Genomic DNA, 15,662 nt, shown 5'->3' with positions numbered 1-15,662 from the left:
TAGAGATAAACCGAGAGCTTGCCCCCTCATCCGACCCTTCGGGCCACCTTCTCCCTGGCGGGGAGAAGAAACCGCGCCGCAATGTTCGGTTACCCTTCTTGGCGGACCTTATCGAAGTCGCCAAAGGCCAGATCAGGTATTGAAGCGGAAGTGGATGACGTCGCCGTCCTGAACCACATATTCCTTGCCTTCGTCGCGAGCCTTGCCGGCTTCCTTCGCGCCGACTTCGCCCTTGAAGGCGACATAGTCGTTGTAAGCAATGGTGTTGGCACGGATGAAGCCGCGTTCGAAATCGGAGTGGATGACGCCGGCCGCCTGCGGGGCCTTGGTGCCGCGCTCGATGGTCCAGGCGCGGCATTCCTTCGGGCCGACGGTGAAATAGGTGATGAGATCGAGCAGCTTGTAGCCGGCGCGGATCAGGCGGTCGAGGCCCGCTTCCTCGAGGCCGAGGGCGGAGAGGAATTCCTTCGCCTCGTCGTCGGGAAGCTGCGCGACCTCGGATTCGATTGCAGCGGAGATGATGACGGTCTCGGCACCCTGAGCCTTGGCCATGTCTGCGACGGCGCGGGTGTGCTCATTGCCATCGACGGCATCGCCTTCGGCGACGTTGCAGACATAGAGAACCGGGTGCGCCGTCAGGAGGTTGAGGCCCTGAAGGATGCGCAGTTCTTCGGCATCGAGCGTGGAGAGCAGGGTACGGACCGGCTTGCCTTCGTTCAGAAGCTTCAGCGACGCTTCCATCAAAGGCAGCTGCGCCAGCGATTCCTTATCCTTGCCGGTGGCGCGCTTGCGGGTCTGTTCCGTGCGGCGCTCAAGGCTTTCGAGATCGGAAAGCATCAGCTCGGTCTCGATGGTTTCGGCATCGGCCACCGGGTTAATGCGGCCTTCGACGTGGGTGATGTCGTCATCTTCGAAGCAGCGCAGAACGTGAACCACAGCGTCCACTTCGCGGATATTGGCGAGGAACTGGTTGCCGAGGCCTTCGCCCTTCGATGCGCCGCGCACCAGGCCGGCAATATCCACGAAGGAGATGCGGGTGGGGATGATTTCCTTCGAGCCGGCAATGTCGGCGAGGATTTTCATGCGCGCATCCGGAACCGCCACTTCGCCGGTGTTCGGCTCGATGGTGCAGAAGGGATAGTTGGCCGCCTGCGCCGCTGCCGTTTTCGTCAGCGCGTTGAAGAGAGTGGACTTGCCGACATTCGGCAATCCAACGATACCGCATTTGAAGCCCATGGCTTGAAACCTGTCCGTTTGAAAGAATTCGTTGAGGAGCCTTTTGCGGAAAGGGCAGGGCAAGGTCAAGCCCGCGGGCCGATTTGTGCGGGCAAAGCCCCTTTAATGGTGCGGAATTTCGGGCAGGGTTGCCGATGCGGCGGTTGCGGCGCAATATAAGCGGGTCAAGCGATCGATCTTTCGTCATCAATGGGGTTTTCCCATGAATAACCGCGATGAGCGACAGGCACGAGCGACCATGATGAGTGACAGTCCTGTCGATCTCAAGCCGAAACCGAAAGTCAAACCGAAGCTGGAGCGGCCGAAGCTCTACAAGGTCATTCTGCTGAATGACGACTATACGCCGCGTGAGTTCGTTACCGTGGTGTTGAAAGCCGTCTTCCGCATGAGCGAGGAAACCGGCCACCGGGTGATGATGACGGCGCACCGCTTCGGCAGCGCGGTCGTCGTTGTCTGCGAGCGCGATATCGCCGAGACCAAGGCCAAGGAAGCGACCGATCTCGGCAAGGAAGCGGGATTTCCGCTGATGTTCACCACCGAGCCGGAGGAGTGAGCGTTAATCCTGCCGGATCTGAAAACCCGTCTTGTTCTGCACGAAACCGCAGCTTTCGTAAAAGGCGTGAACCTCCGGGCGTTGTCGCCCGGTCAGCAGCATCACCTTGTAGCAGTTCGCCGCAAAAGCGGCCTCGACGGCATGGCGCACCACCGCGCGGCCATATCCGCGGCCGCGACGGTTTTCCAGCGTCACCACGTTTTCGATAAGGGCATAGGGGCGGGCGGCGCGCGTCAGGTTCGGAACGATCTGCAGCGTGGCGGTGGCGACCGCTTCTTCGCCTTCGGTCGCAAGAAACACGGTCAGGCCCGGCTGGGCAAGCATGACCGCGAAAGCCGTGTTCGCTTCTTCTGTCGTCATTTCAGGATCGGACGGATTGAGCGCCCGGTAAAGGTCAAGCAATCCGGCCAGATCGCTGGCTCCGGCTGCGCGCGGGACGATGGGCTCCGAAGACATTTGCGATTTAGTCCTTCTTGCTGAACATGCGTTTCAGCATTTCGGCCATCGGGCCGGTTTCCGGCAGCTTTTTCGGCTGGGCGCTGTTGCGTGCCTGATGGATGTGGGACTGTGCGGCGGGCTTGGCTGCCTTGGCCGGCTTTTCGGCTTCCGGCGTGCTGCCCGTGGCCAGCGCCAGCTTGTTCATCAGCTGCGAATCCTCGGCTTTCACCAGCATGGCGGCATTGTCGGCAATGGCGTCCAGAAGCGGATCGAGCCAGACCCGGTCTGCCTTGGCGAAATCGCCGAGCACGTGGCCATGCACCCGCTCCTTGTCCCCGGGATGGCCGATGCCGAGACGGAGGCGGCGATAGTCCTTGCCGCAATGGGCGTCGAGCGATTTCAGGCCGTTATGGCCGCCATGGCCGCCGCCGGTCTTGATGCGGGCGCGGCCGGCCGGCAAATCCAGTTCGTCATGGATGGCGATGATGTCTGCCGGCGCAAGCTTGAAGAAGCGCATGGCTTCGCCGACGGACTCACCCGAAAGGTTCATGTAGGTCAGCGGCTTAATCAGCAGGACCTTTTCGCCGCCGATTTCGCCTTCGGAAATCTCCGCCTTGAATTTTTTCGACCAGGGCGCAAAGGACGGCAGGCGCTGCAGCGCATCGACGGCCATGAAGCCGATATTGTGACGGTTTCCCGCATATTGCGTGCCGGGATTACCAAGTCCTGCGATGATCTTCATGGGGCATGTCCGCGTTTTGCCTGATGATGCTGTTGTCACCACCCCGAAAACCGCCGGCTGTCAATCTTTTTATGGAGTTTCGGATGGGCTCAGGGGCTGACGAGATTGTAGCGGTCGAATATTCGCTGCTGCGTTCCATCGGCGATCAGCCTGTCCAGCCGGGCCTGTAATTTCGCGATGACCTCGTCGGGCACGCTTTTGTTGCAGGCAAGCCCAAGCTGCTGCCGCGAGAGAGTTATCACTTCGCTGAACGTGTCAGCGGGCAGGCTTTTGAAGGTGCTTTCAGACATGGGCATCAGGTCGATGCGGCCGGCCTTGAGCTTGTGAAGCGTGATCTCGAAATCCGCGCCGACATCCACCTGCGGGAAACCGAGCTTTTCCAGAAGCGCTTCAGTGTAATCTCCACGCTGGGTTCCCACCCGATATTTCTTGGCTTCCTCAAGGCTGGAGGCTTCGATATTCGCGTTGCGGCGCGCCACGAGAATGTTGCGGTCGATATGGATCGGCGTGACCCATTTGAACTGTTTTTCCCGCTCCGGTGTTCTCGCAGCGGCGAAGACGCAGTGCATGGCCTGCGTTCTGGCCAGTGCGATCGCCCGCGCCCAGGGCATGACGGCGACCTCGTAACTGGTGCCGGTGTCTTCGAGCACGGTTCTGAGCTGTTCGAAATAGACACCCCGCACGCTGCCGTCGCTGGCCTGCAGATTATAGGGCGGATAGACCTCGGTGGTCAGGAAGAGCTTGGCCGCGCTGGCCGGAGTGGCGAGTGCAAGAAAGATCAGGCAAAAGCGGATCAATCCCATGGCTGCCCCCTGCCGGTTCATGCTTGCCGCGCAGCGGCGCGGTTTTGCCCGGACGCCGTGTCGAGTGAGGTGATCAATCTTTCGACCGGCTTCGGACGTGCGAAGAAATAACCCTGCCCGAAATCCGCGCCTATATCGCTCAGAAGCGCCTTCTGTTCTTCCGTCTCGACGCCCTCGGCAATGACGGCGCAGTTCATCTTGTGCGAGATGGCCGCGATGCCTTCGACCAGCATGCGGTTGCGCTGCCTGATGTCCATCCTGTCGTCGCAGATCGAGCGGGTGAAGGACTGGTCGATCTTGACGATATCGACCGGAAAACGGCTGAGATAGCTAAGCGAGGAATAACCCGTGCCGAAATCATCCAGCGCGATGCGGCAGCCGAGCTGGTGGATGGCATTGAGGATCGCCCGGACCTGCGGATCGTCCTTCATGATAACGGCTTCGGTGATCTCGATGACCAGCCGTCTGGGAAGAATGCCATGGCGGTGCAGAACGCCGGCGATGCGCGTCGGCAATCCCGGTTCGAATTGCAGCGGCGAGAAATTCACCGCCACATAGGTCTGTTCCATGCCCGGAAGGCGCGACAGCCGGGCGAGATTGGCGATCGACTGATCGAGAATGACATTGCCGATGCGGTGGATGGTGCCGTTTTCTTCCGCAAGGCTGACGATTGTGGCCGGGGAAAGCAGGCCCTTGTCCGGGTGGTTGAGACGCAGCAGCGCCTCGAAACCCGCCGTCTGGCCGGTGGCGAGGTCTTGAATCGGCTGGAAATAGGCCTCGAACCAGTCTTCGGAAAGCGCCTGCGCGATATCCCGTTCCAGCTCCGCATGTTCGCGCGCACGGTCCATTATCGAGCTGTCGAAGACCTGCGAGCCGTTCTTGCCCGTGCGCTTGCGGGTATACATGGCCATGTCGGCATTCTGCAAAAGCTCGGAGGCGCTGGCGGCGTGCAGGGGATAGACCGCCATACCGATGCTGGCGCTGAGGCGGATGCTGTTGCTTTCGATGTCGAAGGGCGTGTCGAGCATGGCGCAGATGCGCTCGCAGAATTGCAGGGCGCGCTCTTCCACCTTGTCGCCGGCCAGAAGGATGGCGAATTCGTCGCCGCCAAGCCGCGATGCGCTGTCCAGCGGTGTCAGCAGTGGTTCGAGCTTCAACGTGAACTGTTTGAGAACGGCGTCGCCCGCGGCATGGCCGAGATTGTCGTTGATCGCCTTGAACCGGTCGAGGTCGATGAACAGGCAGGCCAGCTCGCTGCCGTTGCGGTCCGCATCGCGGATTTGCAGGTCGAGAATGGCCTCGAAGCCCTGGCGGTTGAAAAGGCCGGTCAGGTGGTCGGAAATGGCCTGCTGGCGGTTGCGCTTTTCCGACTGGCGCAGTTCGGTCACGTCCGTCATGACGCAGAGGCAGGTGCTCTGATGGGCCGCATCGCCGGAATCAAGGGCCTTTTCGAGGATGAGCGCATCCATGACGCTGCCATCCATGCAATGGAAGCGGACCGTAATGCCGCTATGCGAGGCATCGGGCGAGGGATGAGCCGTCTTGCGCTGCTGAAACAGAAGCCGGTCATCGGGATGGATGAGATCGGCGAAATTCAGGCCGAGTATCCGCGTGCGGTCGTAACCGGTCGCCTGCACCCAATAGTCACTGACGGCGGCAATGCGGTCGTGCCTGTCGAGCGAAAACAGCATGGCGGGCGTGCGGTTGTAGATTTCCGTCTTGCGCTCATGCGCATTCTTGATCTCCAGCTCTTCCTTTTCAAGCTGGGTCTGCATTTCGTTGAAGCTTTTCGCCAGCCGGCCGATTTCGTCCTTCGAACGCCAGTCGACGTGGTGGCGCGAGCCGAGACGCCGCGTCGCCTCGATGGCGGCCGCGAGCCGCATCAGCGGGCGGATGACCATGAAACGGTTGCCGGCTATGGCGGCAAGAACGATGGTGAGGACGGCGAGGATGAAAATCGTGATGAAGGCCAGTTCGGTGCGGCTCAAAGAGGTCAGAAGGCTGACATTGTCGTAATAGATCGTCAATTGCCCGACGGTGACGGAGCCCTTCGTGGTCTTGTAGGTCACTTCGCGCGTCGTAGAGGCGGCATCCTGAATGATGTCGCTGCCGGCCGTCTGGATGATATCGAGCTGGCCGGAGGTATCCCTGACCTCGACCATCCTGATCACGGGGTCGGAAATGAGGGTGCCGGTAATCTGGTTTATGGTGTCGTCATCAAGGTCCCACAGGGGCCGGGCAAGCGCCTGCGCATTGGTCGACAGCAGAATCTCAAGGTGGTTACGCTGGCTGCGAATGGCTTCGTGGTAGGAGAGCGTCAGCAAAAGCGTGAAGAGCGGGGCGACCACTGTAAGAAGTGCGCCGGAAACAATCGCGATAAAGCGACTTTCGACGGAATGAGCCATGTTCGATTGCAGCTACCCTTTGCCCCAGACTTGCTGCGCCCGTTTCCTCCGCCCGGAGGGTTTTGCAAGGGTTTTCGGCAAAAGCCTGTTTTCCCACGCATTTCCTCAGCCCGGCCGGTGTTCCACGACAGCGCGAGGGTATCGTTTCATGGAAGTGTTAATCGACACTGAAACGGGTTGCGTATCAGGTGAGGATGGCAAGCTTTCTGGTTTTAAAGTTCATAAAAACTAAAAGGCCCGTTCCGAAAACGGAACGGGCCTCATTGTTCAAAGCTGTCGGCCTTGCGGCCGCCGATTATTCCTCGGAAGCTTCTTCGGTCGTTTCTTCTGCAACGCCAGCGGCCGGAGCAACGATCGTTGCGATCGTGAAGTCACGGTCGGCGATAACCGGCGTGATGTTCTTCGGCAGCTTCACATTCGAAATGTGAACGTTGTCGCCGATCTTCAGACCAGCGAGATCGACCGTGATGAATTCCGGAATGTCGTTGGCCGGGCAGTGGAATTCCACCGTGTGGCGAACGATGTTCAGAACGCCGCCGATCTTGATGTCCGACTTTTCTTCGTTGACGAAGTGAACCGGAACTTCGACGTTGACGAGCGTGTTGCCCGAAACGCGCAGGAAGTCGACGTGCATGGTGAAGTCGCGGACCGGATCAAGCTGGTAGTCCTTCGGGAGAACCTTGATCTTCTTGCCGTCGACGTCGATGGTCGCAACCGTCGTCATGAAACCGCCAGCGTGGATACGCTTGGTGACTTCGTTGGTCGAGAGCGCGATGGAAATGGGGGCCTGCTTGTCACCATAGATGACAGCGGGAATCAAACCGTTGCGGCGAAGTTCACGAGAGGACCCCTTACCAACTCGTTCGCGCGCCTCGGCCTTGAGCTCATACGATTCTTTGCTCATGGCAATTCCTTTCGAGGTTATATGGAGAGTTCACGCCGAATGAAGCGGCCTGAACCGGAGAGGCCAGAGGCCATCCCGCCCGCGTTGCCTCCAAGGGTGTCTACACGGGTGCGGGCGCTATAATACAAACGGTGCATAAAGACAAGAGCGGCCCGTTTTTGCCGGGTGCCGCTTTGTAATTTTATTAGTTCTCGCTAATTCACTCGGTTGTTGCAACCTTTAATATATGCTTATCCATGCACATAAACCGGGTGAAAACTTGGCGAATGATAAGGCTATGCAAAATTCCAATTGCGTAGATGACAATGCTCAAAGTTCTCCAGTGCCTCACCATCGATCACGACTATCGATACACCGCCGCAGCGGTCTTCGTCTGCATGCTGGGCAGTTTCGTGTCGATGCGCCTTTTTTCGAAAGCACGTCTGGCGACGGGCGTGCAGAAGGTCAACTGGCTGTTTCTGGCGGGCGTCAATGGCGGGGCGGCGATATGGACCACCCATTTCGTGGCGATGCTGGGCTATGTCGCGGCGGGCGATGTGGGATACGATCCCTATCTGACCGGGCTGTCGCTTCTGATTGCCATTACCACAACGACTGCCGGCCTCGGCATTTCCGCCTATGGCGGGCGCAGCGTGCTGGTGGAAGCCGGTGGCGTGGTTCTCGGCCTCGGCATTGCGGCAATGCATTATACGGGTATGGCCGCCTATAATGTTCAGGGCATGATTTTCTGGGATCAGGCCTATGTCATCGCCTCGCTGATATTGGGAGCTGTGCTGGGCGCCATTGCGGTCAATCGCGTTGCCCGGCCTATTAACCGTTTCTGCCAGTATAGCGCGGTGGCGTTTCTCATCCTCGCCATTGCCTCGATGCATTATACCGGCATGGCGTCGATGTCCTTCGCCTTCGACCCGCGCATCGTCATTCCGGAAAACCTGCTGCCGCCGGCCATCATGGGCGGAGGCGCCATTGCGGTGACGCTTCTGCTTCTGGCGCTCGGGCTCTCCACTTATGTCATCGATGCGCAGTCCACTCAGCAGGCGGTTGCCCGCTATCGCCATCTTTCGTTGCACGATCCGCTGACTGGTATTCCCAACCGGGCGGCATTCATCGAGCATCTCAATCGCCGCACACGCCATGTCTCGCTGGGCGCACACACCGCGCTCCTTTCCATTGATCTCGACCGTTTCAAGGAAATCAATGACGTGCATGGCCATGCGGCAGGCGACGCCGTGCTGCGCGCCATCGCCGACCGCGCGAGTTCCGTGCTGAAGACCGGAGAGTTTCTGGCCCGCATGGGAGGTGATGAATTCGTGGCGATGACCCATTCCTATTACACCCGCGCCGACGGCGCGGAATTCGCCCAGCGATTGATCGAGCAGATCAGCAAGCCGGTGGAATGGAACGGGCAGACATTTTCGGTTGGCGCAAGCGTCGGCATATCGGTTCGCAATACCGGCTCCATCGATGCCGATACTCTGATGGCCCAGGCGGATGTCGCCATGTACCGGGCAAAAAGCGGTACTTCGGACACCATATGCTTTTACGACAAATCCATGGACGAGGCCGCGCGTGAGCGCAACGTGCTGGCCATCGCCATGCGCAGCGGCCTCGCCAATAACGAGTTCGAGCTTTATTACCAGCAGCAGAACGACACCAAAAGCGGCAGCATCGTCGGTTTTGAAGCGCTTTTGCGCTGGAACCATCCCGAACGGGGCATGGTTTCGCCGACCGAATTCATTCCGATCGCCGAACAGACCGGCTTTATCGTCGAACTGGGCGAATGGGTTCTGAGAGAAGCCTGCGCGCAGGCTGCGCGGTGGAAAAAGTCACTCGCCATTGCCGTTAACGTCGCGCCGCAGCAGCTTGCGGATAATGATTTCCCCGACAAGGTTGAGAGAATTCTTGCCGAAACGGGACTTGCGCCGGAAAGGCTCGAGCTGGAAATTACCGAAGGCAGCATCATCGCCGACCATCGCCACGCGCTCGTCACCATCCGCAAACTCAAGTCGCTCGGCGTCAAGATCGCCATGGACGACTACGGCACGGGCTATTCCTCGCTTTCGACGCTGCAGAGCTTCCCCTTCGACAAGATCAAGATCGACCGCGCTTTCATCGATGGCCTGTCGACCAACGTGCAGTCGGAGGCGATCGTTCGCTCGACGCTCATTCTGGCGCACAGCCTCAATATTCCGGTGCTTGCGGAAGGCGTTGAAACCAAGGCCCATATCGAGTTCCTGCGGCGTGAAGGTTGCTTGCAGGTGCAGGGCTTCTTTTTTGGCAAGCCCGGTCCGCTGACTTCCATCGCCAATCTCGTGGACGATACTTTCCTCTCGGCCGAGGATGAAACGGACGTGACCGCCGGCCGGCGTTATTTCAAGGCGGTCCGATAGTCCGGCGGCACCTGCGGCTGCGCCCGGCAAGGCCGGTCGCGAAATTTTTTGTTGAAACATGGCCGCTTCCAGCGCACCATCGCCGAAAAGCTTTGGGAGGAGCGTATGCCGACAGACATCGCCCATGCGGAACGCGTGTATGAAACCGCGCGCCATCGTTCCGCAGCCGCAAGTTCTCCGATTGTCGCCTCCTGGCGTCGCTGCATGGTCAAACATCATCTTGCACCGGAGGAAAACTGCAAGCCGATCTTTCTCAGCGAGTATGAGTTCCGCCGCGCCCGCGAAAGTGCGGCCGGCCTGATTGCCGAAAGCACGGATGAACTCGACCGCATTTTCCAAAGCGTCGGCAGATCCGGCTGCTGCCTGCTTTTGACCGACGCGCAGGGCGTTGCGCTGGAGCGGCGCGGCGCTTCGGGCGATGACCGTGATTTCCGTGCGCTTGGCCTCTGGTCCGGGGCGGTCTGGAGCGAAGAAAGCGTGGGCACCAACGGTATCGGCACGGCGCTGGTGGATGAGCGCTCGGTGGTAGTCTACCGCGATCAGCATTTCTTCACGTCGAATACCGAACTCTGCTGCACCACGGCTCCCATCCGCGATCATACCGGCCGGGTGACCGGCGCGCTCGATATTTCCACCTGCCGCGACGACATCAACGAGATGACCTTTTCTTTTGTCACCCAGGCGGTGAAGGACGCGGCGCAGCGCATCGAGGGTAATCTGTTCCGCCGTGCCTTTCCGGGTGCGCGAATCGTCGTCGTCCCGAGCGGTTTCGGCGCGGCGCTGTCGCTGCTCGCCGTGGATCAGGACGATCTCGTGCTGGGCGCGACCCGTGCCGCTCGTCTCGCGCTGAAGCTGGACGATGCCCGCATCGCGCAGGGTCTGCCCGCCGCCGATGTTCTTCAGGAACAGCGCCACGATGGCGGTTCCGACCTCGCGGAAGCGGAGCGTTCGGCGCTGCGGCGCGTGTTGTCGCGCACCAACGGCAATGTCACGCAGGCCGCGTCCTTGCTCGGCATCAGCCGGGCCACGCTTCATCGCAAGATGAAGAAATTCGACGTTCATTGACGTCCTTGTGGTTGCGATCCGGCCGATCGCGCCGGATCAACGCGGCTTTGTCGCAGATGTGAGACAATGTGCGCTGCGGAACCGCGTCGCCCCTCTACCGAACCGCGCCATCTAGGCCCACCTTCCTCCCATGCGGTCCGCTGCGGATCGTTTTCATCAGGGAGGATGAAATCATGAACATTCAGGTTCAGCAGAAAGCGGGCGAAGCGCCCTTCAAGCTGAAATACGGCAATTACATCGGCGGCAAATGGGTGGAGCCGAAATCCGGCCGCTACATGGATAATCTTTCGCCGGTCACCGGCCACAAGATCTGCGAAGTGCCGCGTTCGGATGCAGCCGACATCGAGTTCGCGCTGGATGCCGCCCACAAGGCTCGCGATAAATGGGGCAAGACGAGCGTGACGGAGCGCTCCAACATCCTGCTCAAGATCGCCCAGCGCATCGAAGACAATCTCGATCTCATCGCACGTGCCGAAACCTGGGACAACGGCAAGCCGCTGCGCGAAACCACCAATGCGGATATTCCGCTCGCCATCGACCATTTCCGTTATTTCGCGGGCTGCATCCGCGCCCAGGAAGGCACGATCGGCGAAATCGACAACGATACGGTCGCCTATCACTTCCATGAGCCGCTCGGCGTCGTCGGCCAGATCATTCCGTGGAACTTCCCGATCCTGATGGCCGCGTGGAAGCTTGCACCGGCACTTGCCGCCGGCAATTGCGTGGTGCTGAAGCCGGCGGAACAGACACCGGCCTCGATTCTCATCGTGATGGAACTGATCGAAGACCTGCTGCCGCCCGGCGTCCTCAACATCGTCAACGGCACGGGCCTCGAAGCCGGCAAGCCGCTGGCGCAGAGCAACCGCATCGCCAAGATCGCCTTTACCGGCTCCACCTCGGTCGGCAAGGAAATCATGCGTTATGCGGCCGACAACGTCACCAACATCACGCTGGAGCTGGGCGGCAAGTCGCCGAACATCTTTTTCGCCGATGTGATGAACGAGGACGATGCCTTCCTCGACAAGGCGCTCGAAGGTTTCGCCTTCTTCGCGCTCAATCAGGGTGAGGTCTGCACATGCCCGTCGCGTGCGCTGGTGCATGAATCGATCTATGACCGCTTCATGGAAAAGGCGATCAAGCGCGTTCAGGCGATCAGCCAGGACGATCCGCTCAATCCGTCGACCATGCTGGGCGCGCAGGCCTCGCAGGAACAGTTCGACAAGATCATGGGCTATCTGGAGATCGGCAAGAAGGAAGGCGCCAAGGTTCTGACCGGCGGCGACCGCAAGACGCTGACGGGCGATCTGAAGGATGGCTATTACATCCAGCCGACCGTCTTCGAAGGCAACAACAAGATGCGGATTTTCCAGGAGGAAATCTTCGGTCCCGTTGTTTCCGTCACCACCTTCAAGACGGTGGAAGAGGCGCTCGAAATCGCCAATGACACTGTTTACGGTCTGGGCGCAGGCGTCTGGAGCCGCGATACCAACATTGCCTATCGGGCCGGCCGGGGCATCGAAGCGGGCCGCGTATGGACGAATTGCTATCACGTCTATCCGGCGGGCGCTGCCTTTGGCGGCTACAAGCAGTCGGGCATCGGTCGCGAGACCCACAAGATGATGCTCGATCATTACCAGCAGACCAAGAACCTGCTCGTGTCCTACAGCCCGAACAAGGTCGGTTTCTTCTGAGGTCCTCCCCGGAAGCCGGCGAGGGGCTGTGGTGCCAGATCGCCGGCGTGTTCCCAGGGGCTTCGGCCCCTGGGAGCCCGGCTTCAAACAGAAAGGCCGGAGGTTTCGCCTCCGGCCTTTTTTCGTTGCGGTTTATGCCGCGTAACGCTGGTCCCGTTGGCGGAGGCCGCCGACCGAGAACTGCCCCACCTGTTCGGTCAGGCCGTCCGCCTCGCTGGATAGCGAGAAAGCGGCGGCCGTCGTTTCCTCCACCATGGCCGCGTTCTGCTGCGTTACATGGTCGAGTTCGTTGACGGAGGCATTGATTTCGCTGAGGCGGCCGGACTGTTCGCGTGATGCGGTGGCGATCTCGCCGATCTGGTCGTTGACTGACTGGATGCGTTTCTGGATCTGCTCGAGGCTTTCACCCGTCTTCAGCACCAGCGCCACGCCGCTTTCCACATCGCCCGCCGAGGTGGCGATCAGCGTCGTGATGTCCCGGGCGGCAGCTGCCGATTTCTGGGCAAGCTCGCGAACTTCCTGTGCCACAACGGCAAAGCCCTTGCCGGCTTCGCCGGCGCGGGCGGCTTCCACACCGGCATTCAGCGCCAGCAGATTGGTCTGGAAGGCGATCTGGTCGATGACATCGATGATCTGGCGGATCTTGGCCGACGAGGTCTCGATGCGTTCCATCGCCACGATCGCTTCTTTAACGACAGCCGTGGACTTGTGCGCATCCTGCATCGTGCCCGCCGTCGCCTCGACGGCGACATTGCAGCGCGACAGCGAGAGGTTGACGGCCTGCGTCATGTCTCCGAGTGCCGCTGCCGCTTCCTCAAGGGCTGCGGCCTGGCGTTCGGTGCGACGCGACAGGTCTTCCGATGCGCTTTTCAGTTCGCCGGAGCCGGAGCGGATGGCATTGGCGCTTTCGCCGATGTTGGAGATGGTCGCTTCCAGGCCTGCCATGGAGTTGTTGAAGTCGATGCGGAGATGATCGAGCGACGGCACGAAGGATTTGTCGATGCGGAGATCGAGCCTGCCGGCCGCGAGATTGGCAAGACCGGTGGCAAGTGCGTCAACAGCCTCTTCCAGTTCTTTCGCGCTTCTTGCCTTTTCCATTTCCCGCTGGGCGCGTTCTTCGTCCAGTTCTTCGCTCTTGCGATGGGATTCGGCTTCCATGCGCTGCTTGTCCAGAATGCCCTGACGGAAGGATTCCAGCGCGCGCGCCATGATGCCGATCTCGTCGCCACGGGAAACGGCCTTGATCTCAATGTTGTTTTCACCGCCGTTCAGGCGCTCCATCAGCCCCGCAAGGCCGGTCAGCGGCTTGGTAAGGCTCGCGGAAACGAAAATGCCGATCAGCGTCATGATCGCAAGCACGGCCAGCGTCGCGACCGTTGCCCAGAAGGCGAGATCGTTGGCGGCGGCGAGGACCTTGCTTTCCTGCTGGCCGATGGCCAAAAGATGTTTCTGGCCGAAGACGGAGACCGGGCGATAGGCATAGAAGATGTTGCCCGCAGGTGTCTGCGCCATCACCGTTCCGGCGTTGTTTGCGTTGGAAAGGGCGGCGAGGCTTTCGGAAACCGCAGCGTCAGCACCGCCCGAGAGTACGCCGGCCCGACGTTTGCCGTCGGCGCTCAGGAGAACGGCGTCATCGATGGTCTTGCCGGTTTCCTCGGGCGTCACCACCGCGCCGATGCGATCAGCGGCGATGCGCATGATGACGGCGCCCTTGCGCTGGAGCTGGCCCCAGTTGGAGACGGCGAGCGGCATGCCGATCATGGCCGAATCATTTTCGCCGCCAGTGAAACCTGTGGTGCTGACGAAGCCGTCCTTGCCGGCTTCGATGCGGTCGAACAGGTCCTTGATCGCGGCGTTCTGCGGTTCCGTCACGCTGGTGAGGAAGTTCTTCCCCTTGGTCACAGTGTAAATAATGAGGCCGGTCTTGTCGATCACATAGATGTCGCTGACACGGGTGTTGCGCCAGACGCTGGCGATGGCGGCGTTGATGGTGGCGTGGCGAATGGCGTAAAGCAGTCGCAGGCCTTCGCCATTGAAGGAGGCGCGCTCCTCTTCGGAGACGCCCTCGCGCCGGAAAGCCTGGATGATCGCATCCCTTTCCGTCGGTACAACGGTGGTCATCGTTTCCAGCGCCTGTGCGACCGCGGCGTTCTGCGACAGCTCGGAAATGCTCTGTTCGACGCGCAAAGTATAGGCATCAAGCTGCTTGGACTGGTTGCCTGCAACCGTTTCGAGCCTGATTTCGCTGGCGTCGATCAGTCCCGACTTCCCCATCTCATAGGACAACAGCCCCACGGAAAGACATGAAACCAGCGTTGCGCCCGTGACGAGCGCTGCGAATTTGGCCTTTATCGACAATGATTTAGCTTTGACAGCAGTCGGATTTACACCCGGCATCCTGTTTCCTCCCCCCAAAAAAACGTGGCCATACCGTGGCAAAAATTGTTTACGGCCGCGTTAAAAGTGCTGGGAATTGTACGATTGTTTCCCGCATGCCGTGAAAAAATAGCCGGCCGCCACTGACGCGTTTCCCGTAATAAAACTGCAATAGAACGGGCGCATATCGAGTGAAGTTCAACGGCTGTTCATGTTCATGCAAGCTTTCCGCGCTCCTTCTCTCGCCAATATCAATGATGTCTGCGGACTGAGTGCGGACGGATATGACGGAGCCAGCGTGAAACCGAGGCCGGATTTCGCCGTTGTCGTGCCCATGCACAATGAGCAAGCGAGTGTGGAAACGCTCGTGGCGGAGATTTTTGCCGCCTGCCAGCCCGTCGGCGCCTTCGAGATCGTGGTGGTGGACGACGCATCTTCCGACGGCACGGTCGATGCGGTGCTTGCGCTTGGCGATCGTTACCCGATGCTGCGGCTCGTCCGGCATGATCGTCAGGGCGGACAGTCTGCGGCGATCCACAGCGGTGTGCAGGCGGCGCGTGCGCCTGTCATCTGCATGCTGGATGGAGACGGGCAGAACCCGCCGGACAATCTGCCGGCTCTTCTCGCGCCGCTTCTCTCCGCCAGCGCTCCCAGCCGGCTCGGTCTTGTGGCCGGCCAGCGTGTCGGTCGGCGCGATACGCTTGGAAAACGTCTTTCCTCCCGCTTCGCCAATGGGCTTCGGGCGCGGATCTTAAAGGACGGCACGCGCGACACCGGCTGCGGGCTCAAGGCCTTCCGCCGCGACGCCTATCTCGCCTTGCCCTATTTCGATCATCACCACCGCTATTTCCCGGCGCTGTTCAATCGCGACGGCTGGCAGGTCACCCATGTCGACGTCACGCACCGGGCGCGGCTGCACGGGAATTCCCATTACACCAATATCGGCCGCGCGCTTGTCGGCATCCACGACCTGATCGGCGTCGCCTGGCTGCTGCGCCGGCGCAAGCGCTCAAGCTGGGCTGAAACTTTCAAAACGGAGACATCGCCGTGAATGCACCG

The 15,662-nt window shown here is 60.3% G+C and carries 12 protein-coding genes; 5 read left to right on the top strand and 7 right to left on the bottom strand.

Features of this window, described 5'->3' with window-relative positions; all coding sequences use genetic code 11:
- Positions 1-132: 132 nt before the first annotated feature.
- Positions 133-1,236, bottom strand: a complete 1,104-nt coding sequence (gene ychF, locus AGR7B_RS10780; RefSeq protein ID WP_080856623.1) for a redox-regulated ATPase YchF — start codon at positions 1,234-1,236, stop codon at positions 133-135.
- 241 nt (positions 1,237-1,477) lie between these two features.
- Between ychF and clpS the strand changes: the two genes are divergently transcribed.
- A complete protein-coding gene (gene clpS, locus AGR7B_RS10775) occupies positions 1,478-1,789 on the top strand; it encodes an ATP-dependent Clp protease adapter ClpS (RefSeq protein WP_035260429.1) in 312 nt (103 codons plus the stop codon).
- A 3-nt stretch (positions 1,790-1,792) separates the two neighbouring features.
- On the opposite strand, the gene AGR7B_RS10770 is transcribed toward clpS, so the two are convergent.
- The 5 genes from AGR7B_RS10770 to AGR7B_RS10750 all read right to left on the bottom strand — a co-directional run bounded on the left by AGR7B_RS10770 (position 1,793) and on the right by AGR7B_RS10750 (position 7,081).
- Positions 1,793-2,245 carry a GNAT family N-acetyltransferase gene (locus tag AGR7B_RS10770; protein WP_080856622.1) on the bottom strand — a complete coding sequence of 151 codons (453 nt, stop codon included), beginning with the start codon at positions 2,243-2,245 and terminating at the stop codon, positions 1,793-1,795.
- Positions 2,246-2,252: 7 nt separating this feature from the next.
- Positions 2,253-2,969, bottom strand: coding sequence for an aminoacyl-tRNA hydrolase (gene pth / locus AGR7B_RS10765; protein ID WP_080856621.1), 717 nt, complete (start codon positions 2,967-2,969; stop codon positions 2,253-2,255).
- A gap of 89 nt (positions 2,970-3,058) precedes the next feature.
- Positions 3,059-3,772 (bottom strand): substrate-binding periplasmic protein, encoded by a 714-nt coding sequence (locus AGR7B_RS10760; protein WP_065655945.1) that lies wholly within the window; start codon positions 3,770-3,772, stop codon positions 3,059-3,061.
- Positions 3,773-3,789: 17 nt separating this feature from the next.
- The gene (locus AGR7B_RS10755; RefSeq protein WP_080856620.1) at positions 3,790-6,177 is read right to left on the bottom strand and encodes a putative bifunctional diguanylate cyclase/phosphodiesterase; all 2,388 of its coding nucleotides are present in this window, start codon (positions 6,175-6,177) and stop codon (positions 3,790-3,792) included.
- Positions 6,178-6,472: 295 nt separating this feature from the next.
- Positions 6,473-7,081: a 50S ribosomal protein L25/general stress protein Ctc gene (locus AGR7B_RS10750; protein WP_065655715.1), complete on the bottom strand. Its 609-nt coding sequence runs from the start codon at positions 7,079-7,081 to the stop codon at positions 6,473-6,475.
- A gap of 305 nt (positions 7,082-7,386) precedes the next feature.
- On the opposite strand from AGR7B_RS10750, the gene AGR7B_RS10745 reads away from it, so the two are divergent.
- The 3 genes from AGR7B_RS10745 (at position 7,387) to adh (ending at position 12,227) form a co-directional block, all read left to right on the top strand.
- Positions 7,387-9,471 carry a putative bifunctional diguanylate cyclase/phosphodiesterase gene (locus tag AGR7B_RS10745; RefSeq protein WP_080857060.1) on the top strand — a complete coding sequence of 695 codons (2,085 nt, stop codon included), beginning with the start codon at positions 7,387-7,389 and terminating at the stop codon, positions 9,469-9,471.
- Positions 9,472-9,576: 105 nt separating this feature from the next.
- Positions 9,577-10,536, top strand: a complete 960-nt coding sequence (locus AGR7B_RS10740) for a helix-turn-helix domain-containing protein (protein WP_080857059.1) — start codon at positions 9,577-9,579, stop codon at positions 10,534-10,536.
- 173 nt (positions 10,537-10,709) lie between these two features.
- Complete coding sequence (gene adh, locus AGR7B_RS10735) at positions 10,710-12,227, top strand: aldehyde dehydrogenase (RefSeq protein WP_080856619.1); 1,518 nt, start codon at positions 10,710-10,712, stop codon at positions 12,225-12,227.
- 132 nt (positions 12,228-12,359) lie between these two features.
- Here the strand turns inward: adh and AGR7B_RS10730 are convergent, their stop codons facing one another.
- Positions 12,360-14,624: a methyl-accepting chemotaxis protein gene (locus tag AGR7B_RS10730; protein WP_080856618.1), complete on the bottom strand. Its 2,265-nt coding sequence runs from the start codon at positions 14,622-14,624 to the stop codon at positions 12,360-12,362.
- A gap of 190 nt (positions 14,625-14,814) precedes the next feature.
- On the opposite strand from AGR7B_RS10730, the gene AGR7B_RS10725 reads away from it, so the two are divergent.
- Positions 14,815-15,654 carry a glycosyltransferase family 2 protein gene (locus tag AGR7B_RS10725; protein ID WP_065655719.1) on the top strand — a complete coding sequence of 280 codons (840 nt, stop codon included), beginning with the start codon at positions 14,815-14,817 and terminating at the stop codon, positions 15,652-15,654.
- Positions 15,655-15,662: the final 8 nt, after the last annotated feature.

The sequence above is a fragment of the Agrobacterium deltaense RV3 genome (assembly GCF_900013505.1).
Lineage (GTDB): Bacteria > Pseudomonadota > Alphaproteobacteria > Rhizobiales > Rhizobiaceae > Agrobacterium > Agrobacterium leguminum.
Note: the sequence above shows the minus strand (reverse complement) of the source record. Positions and strands in the feature narration are given on the sequence as shown.

Bases quoted from the DNA above. Each gene is read 5' to 3' on its own strand.
- ychF (WP_080856623.1), bottom strand. From the start codon at position 1,236: ATGGGCTTCAAATGCGGTATCGTTGGATTGCCGAATGTCGGCAAGTCC.
- clpS (WP_035260429.1), top strand. From the start codon at position 1,478: ATGAGTGACAGTCCTGTCGATCTCAAGCCGAAACCGAAAGTCAAACCG.
- AGR7B_RS10770 (WP_080856622.1), bottom strand. From the start codon at position 2,245: ATGTCTTCGGAGCCCATCGTCCCGCGCGCAGCCGGAGCCAGCGATCTG.
- pth (WP_080856621.1), bottom strand. From the start codon at position 2,969: ATGAAGATCATCGCAGGACTTGGTAATCCCGGCACGCAATATGCGGGA.
- AGR7B_RS10760 (WP_065655945.1), bottom strand. From the start codon at position 3,772: ATGGGATTGATCCGCTTTTGCCTGATCTTTCTTGCACTCGCCACTCCG.
- AGR7B_RS10755 (WP_080856620.1), bottom strand. From the start codon at position 6,177: ATGGCTCATTCCGTCGAAAGTCGCTTTATCGCGATTGTTTCCGGCGCA.
- AGR7B_RS10750 (WP_065655715.1), bottom strand. From the start codon at position 7,081: ATGAGCAAAGAATCGTATGAGCTCAAGGCCGAGGCGCGCGAACGAGTT.
- AGR7B_RS10745 (WP_080857060.1), top strand. From the start codon at position 7,387: ATGCTCAAAGTTCTCCAGTGCCTCACCATCGATCACGACTATCGATAC.
- AGR7B_RS10740 (WP_080857059.1), top strand. From the start codon at position 9,577: ATGCCGACAGACATCGCCCATGCGGAACGCGTGTATGAAACCGCGCGC.
- adh (WP_080856619.1), top strand. From the start codon at position 10,710: ATGAACATTCAGGTTCAGCAGAAAGCGGGCGAAGCGCCCTTCAAGCTG.
- AGR7B_RS10730 (WP_080856618.1), bottom strand. From the start codon at position 14,624: ATGCCGGGTGTAAATCCGACTGCTGTCAAAGCTAAATCATTGTCGATA.
- AGR7B_RS10725 (WP_065655719.1), top strand. From the start codon at position 14,815: ATGTTCATGCAAGCTTTCCGCGCTCCTTCTCTCGCCAATATCAATGAT.